This window comes from Pseudoroseomonas cervicalis (genome assembly GCF_030818485.1).
Lineage (GTDB): Bacteria > Pseudomonadota > Alphaproteobacteria > Acetobacterales > Acetobacteraceae > Pseudoroseomonas > Pseudoroseomonas cervicalis_A.
The window spans coordinates 3,003,869-3,018,665 of sequence record NZ_JAUTAJ010000004.1; the positions used below are offsets into that span (position 1 = coordinate 3,003,869).

Consider the following 14,797-nt stretch of genomic DNA (forward strand, 5'->3'; position numbering starts at 1 on the left):
GGTCTCAGGCGTTTGGGTCAATTGATCACCAGCAATGTCTGGATGCGCTCCCAGGCCTCGGACCAGTATTCCGAGACATAGGCGCCCTTGAACTTGTAGGGCTCGGCGCGGAGGTCGATGGTGCGGAAGCGGCCCGGCGCGATGTCGGTGTTGTGCTTCGGCCGCATGTTCACCTTGCTGACCGAATTGGTCAGCAAGGCGAAGCGGAAGCGCGGCACCACGCGGAAGCGGTAATAGCGGATCTCGTCATCCGGCAGGTGCTGCAGCACGTCCTTCATCAGCAGCAGGTCGGCCTTGGGCAGCTTCGCCGGGTCCTCGGGCGCCAGGGCGAAGCGCACCTTCTCCGAGCCATAGGCCGCCTGGTTCCGCTCGATCAGATGCGGCACCACATCGATGCCAAGATAGCTGGCCGCGCCGAAATTGACGTAGCGGGAGAACTGCCAGTCGCCGCAGCCGACATCGACGATGCTGCGGATGTTGTTGCGGGCGATGAAGCGCTCCAGGAACATCCGGTAGTCGAGATTGGCCAGCGGCGCCGAGCCGGGGCCGGAGGTGCCGCCCCAGCCCGGGCCGGCATAGATCTCCTCGAAGGTCTGGCGATAGACGCTGCGGTCGATGCGCGGCGGCACCGGATCGGCGGCGCGCGGCGCCTCGCCCGCGGGCGAATCCGGGGCGGCGGTCTCGGTCCGGCTGGGGGCGGCGTCATCCATGCGGTCACAGGCTCCCTCGCGGCCGGGGGCGGTCGGCCTTCGGCACGGCCCGGCGCGGGCGGAGTGTAGGACGGATCATTCCGGGTGTCGCCGCCGCGTGGCGGCATCCGCCCGCCGGAGGGGCGGGCGGGGGGCGGCGGGGGAGGGGGCCTCCCCCGCCGCGGGTCGGCTCAGCGACCGAAGGCGCGCTTCAGCTCGGCGGCCAGGTCGGTCTTCTCCCAGGTGAAGGTGCCCTTCTCCAGGTCCGGCGTGCGGCCGAAATGGCCATAGGCCGAGGTCGGCGCGTAGATGGCGCGGTTCAGGTGCAGGTGCTCGCGGATGCCGCGCGGGGAGAGGTTGACCATGTCGTTGACGACCTTGGCCAGCTTCACCTCGTCGATGTCGCGCCCCGTGCCGTGCAGGTCGAAATAGACCGAGAGCGGCTTGGCCACGCCGATGGCGTAGGAGACCTGGATGGTGCACTTCTCGGCCAGGCCGGCGGCGACCACGTTCTTGGCCAGGTAGCGGCAGGCATAGGCCGCCGAGCGGTCGACCTTGGTCGGGTCCTTGCCCGAGAAGGCGCCGCCGCCATGCGGCGCCGCGCCGCCATAGGTGTCGACGATGATCTTGCGCCCCGTCAGGCCGCAATCGCCATCGGGGCCGCCGATGACGAAGGTGCCGGTCGGGTTCACGTAGAACTCCTCCTCCGGCACGCTCCAGCCCTCGGGCAGGCTGCTGGTGACGATCGGGCGGACCAGCTCGCGCACCTGCTCCTGCGTCATCCCGTCCTCATGCTGGGTCGAGACGACGACGGAGGCGACGCCGACCGGCTTGCCGTCGACATAGCGCAGCGTCACCTGGGACTTCGCGTCCGGCAGCAGGCCGCGCACCGACTTGTCGTTGGCGCGGCGGCGCTCGGCGATGCGGCGCAGGATCAGATGGGCGTAGTAGAGCGGCGCCGGCATGAGATCGGGCGTCTCGGTGCAGGCATAGCCGAACATGATACCCTGGTCGCCGGCGCCCTCGTCCTTGTTGCCCGAGGCGTCGACGCCCTGGGCGATATGCGCGGACTGGGCATGCAGGTGGCAGGCGATGTCGGCATTCTTCCAGGAGAAGCCTTCCTGGTCATAGCCGATGTCGTGCACCGCCATGCGCGCGAGATGCATCAGCAGCTCGGGCGTCACGCTCGCCGGGCCGCGGGTCTCGCCGGCCAGGATGATGCGGTTGGTGGTGACCAGCGTCTCGCAGGCCACGCGGGCATACGGGTCGGCTTCCAGGAAGGCGTCCAGCACCGTGTCGCTGATGCGGTCGGCAACCTTGTCGGGGTGGCCTTCGGAGACGGACTCCGAGGTGAACAGATATTCGCCCTTGTCGCGCATGGCCTTATCGTCCTCTTGTCGCGATGGCGACCGGCTCGCCCCGGCCTGGCTATCCCCCGCGGAATCGCGGCCGGGCTGTTTCGCAAGCGCGGGGGCGGGGGTCAAGCGGCTCTGTGGCAGGGCAGCACAGCGTCATCCCGCGGTCACAGGGCGCCGTCGCTCAGCCCAGCCCGATGACGTGCTTCATGTCGTACAGCCCCGGCGCCTGCGCCGCCGCCCAATGCGCCGCGCGCACCGCGCCCGTCGCATAGACGCGGCGGTCGAAGCTGCGATGGGTCAGCGCGATATGCTCGCTGCCGGCGGCGAAGAGCAGCGTGTGCTCGCCCACCACCTGGCCGCCGCGCAGCGTGGCGAAGCCGATCGGGCCGGTGGCGCGCGGGCCGGTATGGCCGTCGCGGCCGCTCTCCATGCCGACCTCCTCCAGCGTCTTGCCGCGCCCGCGCGCCACCGCCCGGCCCAGCGCGATGGCGGTGCCGGAGGGGGCGTCGACCTTCTGGCGGTGATGCATCTCGACGATCTCGGCGTCGTATTGCTCGGGCGGCAGGGCGGCGGACATGCGCTCGGCCAGCGCCAGCAGCATGGCGACGCCGGGGGAGAAATTGGCGGCATAGACCACCGGCACATGCCGCGCGGCTTCGGCCACCGCCGCCTCCTGCGCCAGCGACAGGCCGGAGGAACCCAGGATGAAGGGCTTGCGGTGCTCGGCGGCCAGCGCCGCATGGCGCTCGGCGGTGCCGGCATGGGTGAAGTCGATCACCACGTCGCTGGCGGCGAACAGCGCCGCCGCATCGCCGGCGCGGGTGATGCCGCCGGCCAGCTCCGCGCCGGCGGCGGCCACTTCCTCGGCCAGCAGCTGGCCCATGCGGCCGGAAATGCCGGCAATGCCGATGCGGAGCGCCATGATGCCTGTCCCTCTGAGTGCTGGCGCCATGTTCACCAGAGGAGAGAAGGCCGCAAGGGGCAGGGGCGCTGCCCCTGCACCCCGCCGGGGGGACAGGGTCCCCCCGGACCCCGCCATCAGTTTGGCGCCATCTGATGGCGGGGTCCGGGGTGGCCCTGCCACCCCGGCGGAGGGGGTAGGGGAGGCGGAGCCTCCCCAGCATACTTACCGCCCGAGCCCGTCCCAGAACTCCTTCACCTTGGCGAAGAAGCCCTCGCTTTCCGGGCTGGATTGATGGCCGGCCTCGCCGCCCTCGCTCTCGAACTGCTCCAGCAGCTCGCGCTGGCGCGGCGAGAGGTTCTGCGGGGTCTCCACCGCCACCTGCACATACATGTCCCCCCGCGCGGCGGAGCGCAGCACGGAGAAGCCCTTGCCGCGCAGGCGGAACTGGTCGCCCGTCTGGGTGCCGGCGGGGATGGTGACGCGGGAGCGCCCGCCATCGATGGTCGGCACCTCGACCGCGCCGCCCAGCGCCGCCTGCGTCATGCGCAGCGGCACGCGGACATAGATGTTGGCGCCGTCGCGCTGGAACAGCGCATGCGGGCGGATCGAGATGTCGACATAGAGGTCGCCCGCCGGCGCGCCGCGCAGCCCGGCCTCGCCCTCGCCGGAGAGGCGGATGCGCGTGCCGTCCTCGACACCGGCCGGGATGGTGACGTTCAGCGTGCGCTCGCGCTGCACGCGGCCGGCGCCCTGGCAGACCTTGCAGGGGTTCTTGATGACGCGCCCGGTGCCGCCGCAGGTGGGGCAGGTGCGCTCGATCAGGAAGAAGCCCTGCTGGGCGCGCACCTTGCCGGCGCCGCCGCAGGTGGTGCAGGTGGATTGCGCGCTGCTCGCCTTGCCCTCGGCGCCGGTGCCGTCGCAGGCGTCGCATTGCACGCTGCTCTGCACCCGCACCGTCTTGCGGGTGCCGGCGAAGGCCTCTTCCAGGGTGATGGTAGCGTCCTGGCGCAGATCGGCGCCGCGCCCGGTGGCCCCGGCGCCGCCGCGGCGGCCGCCGAACTGGCCGAACATCTCGGCGAAGATGTCCTCGAAGCCGCCCGCGCCGAAGGGCCCGCCGCCGCCGAAGGGGCCGGCCCCGCCACCGCCGCCGCCACCCTCGAAGGCGGCATGGCCGAAGCGGTCATAGGCGGCGCGTTTCTCGGGGTCCTTCAGCACGTCATAGGCCTCGTTCACCTCCTTGAAGGAGGCCTCGGCGGCCTTGTCACCCGGGTTGCGGTCCGGATGGTACTTCATGGCGAGCTTGCGATAGGCCTTCTTCAGGTCCTCGTCGCTCGCGCCCCGGGCGACGCCCAGGGTCTCGTAATAGTCCTTCTTGGCCATGGTGCGGCCTGTCCCCCAAGCTCCGGAACGAAGGAGCGCCCGGCCCTGTCGAGGGAAGCCGGGCGCCCATGCTCAACGCGGCGTGCTCAACCGAGCGCAGAGCGCCTTAGCTGGGCTTCTTCTTGTTGGGGTCGACATCCTCGAACTCGGCGTCGACCACCTTCTCGCCGGGCTTGGCGTCGCCCGCGCTGCTCTGGCCACCCGCCGCACCGGCGGCCGGCTCCTCGGCGGGGGCGGCCTTGTAGATCGCCTCGCCCATCTTCATCGCCGCGGCGCCCAGGCGCTCGGTCGCCGACTTGATGGCCTCGGCATCCTCGCCCTCCTTGGCGGAGCGGGCGGCTTCCAGCGCCGCCTCGACCTCGCCGCGATCGGCCTCCGAGACCTTCTCGCCATTCTCCTTCAGCGTCTTCTCGGTGCTGTGGATCAGGGCGTCGAGCTGGTTGCGCGCCTCCACCGCCTCGCGGCGCTTCTTGTCGGCGGCGGAATTGGCCTCCGCCTCCTTCACCATGCGCTCGATGTCGGAGTCGGACAGGCCGGACTTGGCCTGGATCTTGATCTGCTGCTCCTTGCCGGTCGCCTTGTCCTTGGCGCTGACCGAGACGATGCCGTTGGCGTCGATGTCGAAGGACACCTCGATCTGCGGCACGCCGCGCGGGGCGGGGGCGATGCCGGTCAGGTCGAAATTGCCCAGCAGCTTGTTGTCCGCCGCCATCTCGCGCTCACCCTGGAACACCTTGATGGTGACCGCGGTCTGGTTGTCGTCGGCCGTCGAGAAGGTCTGGCTCTTCTTGGTCGGGATCGTCGTGTTGCGGTCGATCAGCCGGGTGAAGACACCGCCCAGGGTCTCGATACCCAGGGAGAGCGGCGTCACGTCGAGCAGCAGGACATCCTTGACCTCGCCCTTCAGCACGCCGCCCTGGATGGCGGCGCCGATGGCGACCACCTCGTCCGGGTTGACGTTGCGGGCCGGCTCCTTGCCGAAGAACTGCTTCACCGCCTCGATGACCTTGGGCATGCGGGTCATGCCGCCGACCAGGATCACCTCATCGACCTCGCCGGCGGAGAGGCCGGCATCCTTCAGCGCCTGGCGGCAGGGCTCGAGCGTGCGCTGCACCAGATCGTCGACCAGCGCCTCCAGCTTGGCGCGGGTCAGCTGCAGCACCAGGTGCTTCGGGCCCGACGCGTCGGCGGTGATGAAGGGCAGGTTGATCTCGGTCTGCTTGGCGGAGGAGAGCTCGATCTTCGCCTTCTCGGCCGCCTCCTTCAGGCGCTGCAGGGCGAGCTTGTCGCCGCGCAGGTCGATCCCGTTCTCCTTCTTGAACTCATCCGCCAGGTAGTCGATGACGCGCTGGTCGAAATCCTCGCCGCCGAGGAAGGTGTCGCCATTGGTCGACTTCACCTCGAACACGCCGTCGCCGATCTCCAGGATCGACACGTCGAAGGTGCCGCCGCCGAGGTCGTAGACCGCGATGGTGCCGGTGGCCTTCTTGTCCATGCCATAGGCCAGCGCCGCGGCGGTCGGCTCGTTGATGATGCGCAGCACCTCGAGGCCGGCGATGGCGCCCGCCTCCTTGGTCGCCTGGCGCTGGCTGTCATTGAAGTAGGCGGGGACGGTGATGACGGCCTGCGTCACCTTCTCGCCGAGATAGGCCTCGGCGGTCTCCTTCATCTTGGTCAGGATGTTGGCGCTGATCTGCTGCGGCGCCTGCTTCTGCCCGCCGGCCTCGACCCAGGCATCGCCATTGTCGGCGCGGATGATCTTGAAGGGGGCGAGGCCCGCCTCCTTCTGCACCATCTTGTCGTCGAAGCGGCGGCCGATCAGGCGCTTCACGGCGAACAGGGTGTCGGTCGGGTTGGTCACCGCCTGGCGCTTCGCGGCCTGGCCCACCAGGCGCTCGCCATTCTTGGCAAACGCCACCATGGACGGCGTCGTGCGCGCGCCTTCGGCGTTCTCCAGCACCTTCACATCGCCGCCTTCCATGATGGCGACGCAGCTATTGGTGGTGCCGAGGTCGATGCCGATAACCTTGCTCATCCGAGTTCTCCTCCTGGCGGATGGGGGCGGCCCTCATCCCGGCGCCGCGCCCATCCCCTCTCTGCTCATCAGGCGATCTGGGGATTGCCGTCCGGCCTGAAACCACGGCCGGTCGGTTCTGCCAGCGATGTATTCAGCCCTGGCCCGCCGGACAAGGGCGTTGATCGGGGCTGCGCAAAAAATGTGCAGTCAGGGGCGCGGCCGGCGCCGCCAGATACCGCACCACCTTGCCGTTGCGCGGGTCGGTGGCCTCGCCGACAGGGGCGAAGCCGAGGCGGGTGTGGAAGCCCATGCTGGCCGGGTTGGGCGGGTCCAGATTGACCTCGCAGCCCAGCTCCGCGAGCCCCGCCTGCAGCGCCGCCGCGGCGAGCGCGGCGTAGAGGGCGCGGCCGGTGCCCTGGCCCTGCGCCGCCGCGTCGACCACGACACGGTCGATATAGGCGGCGCCGGGGCGGTTGGCCTGCATCCAGCCATGGTTCGGCCCGGTCGCCGGCCCGCCGGGCTGCAGCGCGATCAGGAAGCCCAGCGGCCGCCCGCCCTGCCACAGCGCCCCGGTCCAGAGGGCGGCCTGGCAGAGCGCGGCGAAGCCGGCGGCGTCCAGCGCGTTCACCGCCTCGGCATGCAGGTTGTTCAGCGCCAGCAGCGCGGGGTGCTGCGCCGGCAGGATCGGCCCGGGCTCAAGCATCAGCGGATCTGGGGCATCAGGCGGTTTCGGAGACGCCCTCGCCCGCCACCACCACCATGGCCGGCTTCAGCAGGCGGCCATTCAGCGTCCAGGCCGGGGTCCAGGCCTGGATCACCGTGCCGGCGGCGACCCCCTCCGGCGGCGGCTGCTGCGCCATCGCCTGGTGCAGCTCCGGGTCGAAGGGCTTGCCGGTGGCGTCGTGCTTGGTGACGCCGTTGCGCTCCAGGATCGAGAGGAAGGCGCGCTCGACCCCCTCGAAGCCGCCGCGCAGCTTGGCCAGCAGCTCGGCCTCGCCCTCCTGGGCCGGGGGCAGGGCGTCCAGGCCGCGGCGCAGATTCTCCGCCGCCTCGACCACGTCGCGGGCGAATTTCTGCACGGCGAAGGCGCGCGCCTCCTCCACCTCGCGCTTGGTGCGGGTGCGCAGATTCTGCATCTCCGCCTCGGAGCGCAGCCAGCGATCCTTCAGCTGGGCGTTCTCCGCCTCCAGCTCGGCCAGCCGCGCCAGCGCGTCGGCCGGCTGCTCCGGGGTCGGCTGGGTCTCGGGATGGGGCGCTGTCGGGTTGCTCTGGTCGGTCATGTCGGAATCAATCTTTTCAGTCATGGCGCAGGGCCACAAGCCCGCTTTGCCCATCACCTAGGGAAGAGCGCCTGCAAGAGCAAGGAAGCCGCGGCCCGGCGCAGGGCCGCCCTGCGTGCCGGAAGGGGCGCGGTGAGGGCGGCATTTCACCGGCTTTGACCTTGACCGCAGCCCCCGGCATGGCATCTGCAAGCGCATGTCCGAGCACCGTCCCCGCGTCGCCATCATCCTGTTCAACCTGGGAGGTCCCGACGCCCCGGAGGCGGTGCGGCCCTTCCTCGAGAACCTGTTCCTCGACCCCGCCATCGTGCGGCTGCCCAAGCTGCTGCGCTGGCCGCTGGGCAAGTTCATCGCCGCCCGCCGCACCAAGGCGGCCAGCGAGAACTACGCCATCCTCGGCGGCAAATCGCCGCTGCTGGAGCTGACCATCGCCCAGGGGCAGGCGCTGCAGGCGGCGCTGGCGCCGGAGATGGAGGCGCGCTGCTTCGTGGCCATGCGCTACTGGCACCCCTTCGCCGAGGCGACGGCGCGCGAGGTGAAGGCATGGGGCGCCGATGAGGCGATCCTGCTGCCGCTCTACCCGCAATATTCCACCACCACGAGCGGCTCCTCGATCGACGACTGGAAGGCGGCCTGCGCCAAGGTCGGGCTCGATTTGCCGAGCAAGACGCTGTGCTGCTGGCATTCGGATGAAGGCTTCGCCCGCGCCACCGCCGCCCTGGTGCAATCCTCCTACGACAAGGCCCGGGCCGAGCTGCCGGCCGAGGTGCCGTTGCGCATCCTGTTCTCCGCCCACGGCCTGCCGGAGAGCATCGTCAAGCGCGGCGACCCCTATCAGTGGCAGGTGGAGCGCAGCGTCGCCGCCGTGGTCGGGCAGCTCGACATCCCCGGGCTCGACCATTCCGTCTGCTACCAGTCGCGGGTGACGCCGCAGAAATGGATCGGCCCCTCCACCGAGGAGGCGCTGGAGCATGCGGCGAAGGAGAAGGTGGCGGTGCTGGTCTGCCCCATCGCCTTCGTCTCCGAGCATTCCGAGACGCTGGTGGAGCTCGACGTCGAATACCAGGAGCTGGCCCACAAGCTCGGCATTCCCGGCTATTTCCGGGTGCCGGCGCAGAACAGCGATGAGGGCTTCATCGCGGCGCTGGCCGGGCTGGTGCGGCGGGTGCGCGGCGGCAACCGCACGCTCTGCTCCTTCGCCGGCGGGCGGCAATGCCCGAAACAGCATGGCGACTGCCCGCATGCCCGCGCCCGGAGCGCCGCCTGATGCCCAGCCCCCTGATGTCCGCCTCCATCACCCGCCCCAAGGCCGTGCTGTTCGATTGCGACGGCGTGCTGGCCGACAGCGAGGCGCTGGCCGCCATGGTGGTGTCGGAGGATCTGTCGGAGCGCTTCTGGCCGGTCTCGCCCGAGGAATGCCAGGACGTCTTCCTCGGCCGCGCCGTGCCGGACATGATGCCGCTGATCGAGCAGCGCTTCGGCCGGCTGCCGGAGAACTGGCCCGCTTTGCTCGCCGCCCGCCTGACCGAGCGCATGGCGCGCGACGTGGTGGCGGTGCCCGGCGCCCTGAACACGCTGCGCCGGCTGCGCGCGGCGGGGCTGCCGATCGCCTGCGCCTCCAACTCCTCGCGCTCCGAGCTGCGGGCCAAGCTCGGCCGGCTCGGCATCGCCGAGCTGTTCGAGGGGCGGGTCTTCTCCTTCGAGGATGTGGCGCGGCCGAAGCCCTATCCGGACATGTATGAGGCGGCGGCGGCGGCCTGCGGCGCCGCGCCGGAGGAGTGCGTGGTGGTGGAGGACAGCCTGCCCGGCATCCGCGCCGGCCGCGCCGCCGGCTGCCGCGTGCTGGCGCTGGTCTGGGAGATGCCGGAGGCGCTGCTGCGCGCCCAGGGCGCCGAGCCCTTCCGCCACATGGACGAGCTGCCGGCACTGCTGGGAGCCGCCTGATGTTCGACGCGCTGGTGCCCTGGTACCCCTGGGTGAAGTCGCTGCACCTGATCTCGGTCTTCGCCTGGATGGCGGGGCTGTTCTACCTGCCGCGGCTCTATGTCTACCACACCCAGGCGGCCGCCGGCTCGGCCCAGTCGGAGCTGTTCAAGGTGATGGAGCGCCGCCTGCTGCGCGCCATCATGAACCCGGCGATGATCGCCGCCTGGATCTTCGGCCTGACCCTGGTGCTGACGCCGGGCGTGGTCGACTGGAAGGCCGGCTGGTGGCACGGCAAGCTCGCCGGGCTGCTCGGCATGACGGTGTTCCACCATGTGCTGAGCGGCGGGCGGAAGGCCTTCGCCGAGGACCGCAACCGGCGCAGCGAGCGCTGGTGGCGGGTCGCCAATGAGGTGCCGACGCTGCTGCTGATCCTCATCGTCATCATGGTGATCGTGAAGCCTTTCTGAATCGCGCGCGCCCGCCCAAAGAGGGGCGCCGCAGATCCTTGAAACGGAGTGTGAAAACCCCCAGATCGCCCATTGACGGAACAGGCTGCGCGCCCCTAGCGTTGCGGCGCTTCCCGTCGATGGCGTGAGACAGGCCGCTGCCCGGTCCCCCGGGCGGGATCTTTCTGGCGCCGAGACTCCCTCCTCCTGATCCGGGACATGGCCGGCTGCGCATTCCGCGGCGCCGGCCCGCCGGTGGGCCATGCGCCCGCCCCGCGGACATGTCCCGCGCCTCCCGCCGGAACGGAATGCGTCCGACCCATGCATCTTTCTGAACTCAAGGCCAAGAGCCCCGCCGACCTGCTCGCCTTCGCCGAGTCCCTGCAGATCGAGAACGCCTCCACCCTGCGCAAGCAGGACATGATGTTCGCGATCCTGAAGCAGCTGGCGGAGAATGATCAGGCGATCCATGGCGATGGGACGCTGGAGATCCTGCCGGACGGCTTCGGCTTCCTGCGCTCGCCGCAGTCGAACTACCTGCCGGGGCCCGACGACATCTATGTCTCCCCGGCCCAGGTGCGCCGCTTCGGCCTGCGCACCGGCGACACGGTGGAGGGGCAGATCCGCGCGCCGAAGGACGGGGAGCGTTACTTCGCACTGCTGAAGATCAACACCGTCAATTTCGAGCCGCCCGAGGCGCTGCGGCACCGCATCAACTTCGACAACCTCACGCCGCTCTACCCGACCCGTCGCCTGAAGATGGAGAATTCGGAGTTCGAGAGCGTCGCGAAGGGGATGCAGAAGGACTACACCCCCCGCGTCATCGACCTGGTGGCCCCGATCGGCATGGGCCAGCGCGCCCTGGTCGTGGCGCCGCCGCGCACCGGCAAGACGGTGATGCTGCAGAACATCGCCCGCAGCATCAGCCTGAATCACCCGGATGTCTTCCTCCTCGTCCTGCTGATCGACGAGCGTCCGGAAGAGGTCACCGACATGGCCCGCACCGTGCGGGGCGAGGTCGTGGCCTCCACCTTCGACGAGCCGGCGACCCGCCATGTGCAGGTCACCGAGATGGTGCTGGAGAAAGCCAAGCGCCTGGTCGAGCACAAGCGTGACGTTGTCATCCTGCTCGACTCCATCACGCGCCTCGGCCGCGCCTACAACTCGGTCGTGCCCTCCTCGGGCAAGGTGCTGACGGGCGGCGTGGACGCCAACGCCCTGCAGCGGCCGAAGCGCTTCTTCGGCGCGGCGCGCAACATCGAAGAGGGCGGCAGCCTCACCATCATCGCGACCGCCCTGATCGACACGGGCAGCCGCATGGACGAGGTGATCTTCGAGGAGTTCAAGGGCACCGGCAACTCCGAGCTCATCCTCGACCGCAAGCTTTCCGACAAGCGCGTCTTCCCGGCGATCGACATCACCAAGTCCGGCACCCGCAAGGAAGAGGTGCTGATCGACCGTGCGACGCTGACCAAGATGTGGGTGCTGCGGCGGATCCTGAACCCGATGGGCACCCAGGACGCGATGGAGTTCCTGCTGGACAAGCTGAAGTACAGCAAGACCAACCAGGACTTCTTCGACGCCATGAATACCTGATTCTTTCGGGCTGCCGCCGTCCGGTTGAGAAGCGGGCCGCTGCGTTTCGCCGGGTGTGCCCCGGCTGAGCGTCGCGGCCTTTTCTTTCGGGCTGCCGCTGTCCGGTTGAGAAGCGGGACGCTGCACTGCGCCGGGTTGCCCCGGCTGAGTGGCGCGGCCCACTTTTCTTTCGGGCTGCCGCCGTCGGGTGGAGAGGCGGGACGCTGCACTGCGCCGGGTGTGCCCCGGCTGAGTGGCGCGGCCCACCTGGCCGGCAGATGGCGGCAGCCTGACAGAAAAAAGGGGAATTCATTTCCCCGGGCCTTTTTCATATCTGCCCTTCCTTTCCCTCCCGCGTGGCAGCCCTTCCTTGGCCGCGCTGGTCAGCGCCACGGGGCCGGTTAGGCTTTCGCCCACACTCGACCAAGGCGGAGCGGCGAACCGGATGCAGGGCAAATCCTGGCAGGGCGTATCGGTGGCGGAGCTGGAGCGGGCCTCGCACAGCGCGGTGCCGGCGCTGCGAACGGCGTTCGATGGGCCGTTCCTGTTGCGCGCCTTCCTGGGCGGCACCGGGCGGGCCAATGCGGTCAGCTCCCTGGATCCGGCGCAGGATGGCGGGCTGGCGGCGCGGCTGGACCGCATCGAGGCGGCCTATGCCAAGATCGGCCTGCCGCCGCGCTTCCGCTCCACGCCGCTGGACCCGCCGGGGCTGGAGGAGGCGCTGCTGGCCCGCGGCTATGCCGAGAAGGATGAGTCGCTGGTGATGGCCGGGCCGCTCTCCGGCTTCGCGGCGCCGGATGCGGCGGTGGAACTGCTCGACGGCCCGAGCGAGGAATGGTTCGCTGTCCTGTCCACCGCCGACTACCAGACCGAGGCGCGCCGGGCGGAGAAGCGGCAGGCGGTGCAGATGATGTTGCTGCCGGCAGCCTGGCTGCTGCTGCGGGTCGAGGGAAGGCCGGCGGCGGTGGGGCAGGTGGCCTCCGACGGGCAGCTCGTCGGGTTCTTCGACATCGCCACGGCGCCGGAATTCCGCCGCCAGGGGCTGGGCGGGCGGCTGGTCGCCGCCGGGGCAGCCTGGGGGCAGCAGCAGGGGGCGCTGACCGGGTGGCTGCAGGTGTCCGCCGGCAACACCCCAGCCCGCAGCGTCTATGAGCGGCTGGGGATGCGGGAGATCTACCGCTACCGGTATTTCTTGCCGAAAAACTGAAGAAAGCTCGGGGCGCTGCCCCGAACCCCGCCGGGGTGGCAGGGCCACCCCGGACCCCGCCTTCAGGGGATAAAAACCGTGCTGCCGGTGGTCTTGCGGCCTTCCAGGGCGCGGTGGGCCTCGGCCGCGTCCTTCAGCGCATAGGTCTGGTTGACCTCGATCTTCACCGCGCCCGACAGCACCACCGAGAAGAGGTCGGTGGCGGTCGCCACCAGATCGGCATGCTTGGCGGTGTAGGTCGCCAGCGTCGGGCGGGTCAGGAAGAGCGAGCCCTTGGCGGCCAGGATGCCGATCTCCACCGGCGGCACGGCGCCCGAGGCATTGCCGTAGGACACCATCATCCCGAGCGGCGCCAGGCAGTCCAGCGAGGCGGTGAAGGTGTCCTTGCCCACGCTGTCATAGACCACCGGCAGCATGGCGCCGGAGGTGATCTCCTTCACCCGTGCCGCCAGGTCGTCCTGGCCGGAGATCAGCACATGGTCGGCGCCATGGGCGCGGGCTAGCTCGGCCTTCTCGGGGGTGGAGACGGTGCCGATGACGGTGCAGCCCAGCTGCTTGGCCCATTGGCACATGATCAGGCCCACGCCGCCGGCCGCGGCATGCACCAGGATGGTCTCGCCCGGCTTCACCGGATAGGTGCGGCGCAGCAGGTACTGCGCCGTCATGCCCTGCAGCATCATGCCGGCGGCGGTGACATCGTCGATGCCATCCGGCAGCTTCACCAGCCGGTCGGCCTTGATGGTGCGCGCCTCGCAATAGGCGCCGATCGGCGCCATGGCGTAGGCGACGCGGTCGCCGATGGACAGGCCCGTCACCTCGCTGCCCACCGCCTCGATCCGGCCGGCGGCTTCCATGCCGAGCGTCGCGGGCAGGGAGGGCAGCTTGTACAGCCCGGTGCGGAAATAGACGTCGATATAGTTCAGCCCGACGGCGCCATGGCGGACCAGCACCTCATCCGGCTTGGGGGCGGGCAGGGGCACCTCCTCCCACACCATCTTCTCCGGGCCGCCATGTTCATGAATGCGGATGGCATGGTTCATAGGAGCGTTCCTTGCTGACGCAGGGTGCGACGTTCGAGGTCGAGAAGATAGCGCTTCGTGGCGGCACCTTCGCCCCCCGAGAAGCCGCCCAGCTTTCCGCCCGCGCCGATCACGCGGTGGCAGGGGATGATGATGGGGATCGGATTGGCGCGGTTGGCCTGGCCCACCGCGCGCGCGATGGAGCCGATGGTGGTGGCCAGCTCGGCATAGCTGCGTGTCTCCCCGCTGGGGATGTCGCGCAGCGCGGCCCAGACCTTCTGCTGGAAGGCCGAGCCATAGGGGGCCAGGGGCAGATCGAAGCTCGTCCGCTGGCCGTCGAAATAGTCCTGGACCTGGTCGCGGGCGGCGATCAGCAGGGGGGTCTCCTCCTGGTCGCGGCCACGCCCCCAATCCAGCGCCACGATCGCTCCGTCCTCCTCGGACAAAGTGAGCGTGCCGAGGGGGGTGAGGAAGGAAAGCTGCGGCATGCGGGCGCGATTCGACACGCTCCGCCGGCAGCGTCAAGGGCGAAGCGGCGGGAGGCCCCTTTGCCGCGCCCTCTGTCACCCTGGCCCGGGGGCGGGGGCAGGGCTACATGAAGGGCAGAGGAGATCCCCCGTGACCCAGCCCGCCGATCCGCCGCCCTATTTCCAGGCCCATCTCTTCGTCTGTTGCAACCGCCGCCCCGATGGCCATCGCCGCGGCTCCTGCGCCGCGCGGGGCAGCGAGGCGCTGAAGGACTACATGAAGGCCCGCGCCAAGGAGCTGGGGCTGCAGGGCATCCGCGTGAACCAGGCTGGCTGCCTGGACCGCTGCGAGTTCGGCCCGGTCATCGTCATCTACCCTGAGGGCATCTGGTACCGCGCCGAGACGCGCGAGGATGTGGACGAGATCCTGCAGGCGCATCTGGTCGAGGGCGGCCGCGCCCGGCGGCTGATGCTCACGGAGAAGGATGTGGTGGCGAAAGGCTGAGAGGCCTGGCCAGGGGGCGCCGCC

Annotated in this window: 15 protein-coding genes; 6 read left to right on the forward strand and 9 right to left on the reverse strand. The window is 70.0% G+C overall.

What is annotated here, in order from left to right:
- Positions 1–17 precede the first annotated feature (17 nt).
- The 7 genes from QE401_RS18000 to QE401_RS18030 form a co-directional block, all read right to left on the reverse strand.
- The gene (locus tag QE401_RS18000) at positions 18–710 is read right to left on the reverse strand and encodes a class I SAM-dependent methyltransferase (protein WP_307139507.1); all 693 of its coding nucleotides are present in this window, start codon (positions 708–710) and stop codon (positions 18–20) included.
- 170 nt (positions 711–880) lie between these two features.
- Entirely contained in the window at positions 881–2,068 is a 1,188-nt protein-coding gene (gene metK, locus QE401_RS18005) for a methionine adenosyltransferase (RefSeq protein ID WP_307139508.1), read from the reverse strand.
- Positions 2,069–2,228: 160 nt separating this feature from the next.
- Positions 2,229–2,969 carry a 4-hydroxy-tetrahydrodipicolinate reductase gene (gene dapB / locus QE401_RS18010; RefSeq protein ID WP_307139509.1) on the reverse strand — a complete coding sequence of 247 codons (741 nt, stop codon included), beginning with the start codon at positions 2,967–2,969 and terminating at the stop codon, positions 2,229–2,231.
- Between the two features lie 204 nt (positions 2,970–3,173).
- Entirely contained in the window at positions 3,174–4,331 is a 1,158-nt protein-coding gene (dnaJ, locus tag QE401_RS18015) for a molecular chaperone DnaJ (protein ID WP_307139510.1), read from the reverse strand.
- 106 nt (positions 4,332–4,437) lie between these two features.
- Entirely contained in the window at positions 4,438–6,366 is a 1,929-nt protein-coding gene (gene dnaK / locus QE401_RS18020) for a molecular chaperone DnaK (RefSeq protein ID WP_307139511.1), read from the reverse strand.
- Positions 6,367–6,499: 133 nt separating this feature from the next.
- On the reverse strand, positions 6,500–7,051 hold the full coding sequence (locus QE401_RS18025) for a GNAT family N-acetyltransferase (protein WP_307139512.1): 552 nt from the start codon (positions 7,049–7,051) through the stop codon (positions 6,500–6,502).
- Between the two features lie 16 nt (positions 7,052–7,067).
- The gene (locus tag QE401_RS18030; protein WP_373461458.1) at positions 7,068–7,652 is read right to left on the reverse strand and encodes a nucleotide exchange factor GrpE; all 585 of its coding nucleotides are present in this window, start codon (positions 7,650–7,652) and stop codon (positions 7,068–7,070) included.
- A 172-nt stretch (positions 7,653–7,824) separates the two neighbouring features.
- Between QE401_RS18030 and hemH the strand changes: the two genes are divergently transcribed.
- The 5 genes from hemH (at position 7,825) to QE401_RS18055 (ending at position 12,782) form a co-directional block, all read left to right on the forward strand.
- Positions 7,825–8,895: a ferrochelatase gene (gene hemH / locus QE401_RS18035; protein WP_307139514.1), complete on the forward strand. Its 1,071-nt coding sequence runs from the start codon at positions 7,825–7,827 to the stop codon at positions 8,893–8,895.
- The gene (locus QE401_RS18040; RefSeq protein WP_307139515.1) at positions 8,895–9,572 is read left to right on the forward strand and encodes an HAD family hydrolase; all 678 of its coding nucleotides are present in this window, start codon (positions 8,895–8,897) and stop codon (positions 9,570–9,572) included. Before hemH ends, QE401_RS18040 begins: the two co-directional genes overlap by 1 nt.
- Complete coding sequence (hemJ, locus tag QE401_RS18045; RefSeq protein WP_271136558.1) at positions 9,572–10,021, forward strand: protoporphyrinogen oxidase HemJ; 450 nt, start codon at positions 9,572–9,574, stop codon at positions 10,019–10,021. Before QE401_RS18040 ends, hemJ begins: the two co-directional genes overlap by 1 nt.
- Positions 10,022–10,321: 300 nt before the next feature.
- Positions 10,322–11,596 (forward strand): transcription termination factor Rho, encoded by a 1,275-nt coding sequence (gene rho / locus QE401_RS18050; protein ID WP_271136557.1) that lies wholly within the window; start codon positions 10,322–10,324, stop codon positions 11,594–11,596.
- Between the two features lie 424 nt (positions 11,597–12,020).
- On the forward strand, positions 12,021–12,782 hold the full coding sequence (locus QE401_RS18055; RefSeq protein WP_307139516.1) for a GNAT family N-acetyltransferase: 762 nt from the start codon (positions 12,021–12,023) through the stop codon (positions 12,780–12,782).
- A gap of 62 nt (positions 12,783–12,844) precedes the next feature.
- On the opposite strand, the gene QE401_RS18060 is transcribed toward QE401_RS18055, so the two are convergent.
- Positions 12,845–13,822 (reverse strand): quinone oxidoreductase family protein, encoded by a 978-nt coding sequence (locus QE401_RS18060; RefSeq protein WP_307139517.1) that lies wholly within the window; start codon positions 13,820–13,822, stop codon positions 12,845–12,847.
- Positions 13,819–14,289, reverse strand: a complete 471-nt coding sequence (locus QE401_RS18065; RefSeq protein WP_307139518.1) for a methylated-DNA--[protein]-cysteine S-methyltransferase — start codon at positions 14,287–14,289, stop codon at positions 13,819–13,821. The genes QE401_RS18060 and QE401_RS18065 overlap by 4 nt, the downstream gene beginning before the upstream one ends.
- A 130-nt stretch (positions 14,290–14,419) precedes the next feature.
- Between QE401_RS18065 and QE401_RS18070 the strand changes: the two genes are divergently transcribed.
- Positions 14,420–14,773, forward strand: coding sequence for a (2Fe-2S) ferredoxin domain-containing protein (locus QE401_RS18070; protein WP_307139519.1), 354 nt, complete (start codon positions 14,420–14,422; stop codon positions 14,771–14,773).
- The last annotated feature ends 24 nt before the right edge of the window (positions 14,774–14,797 follow it).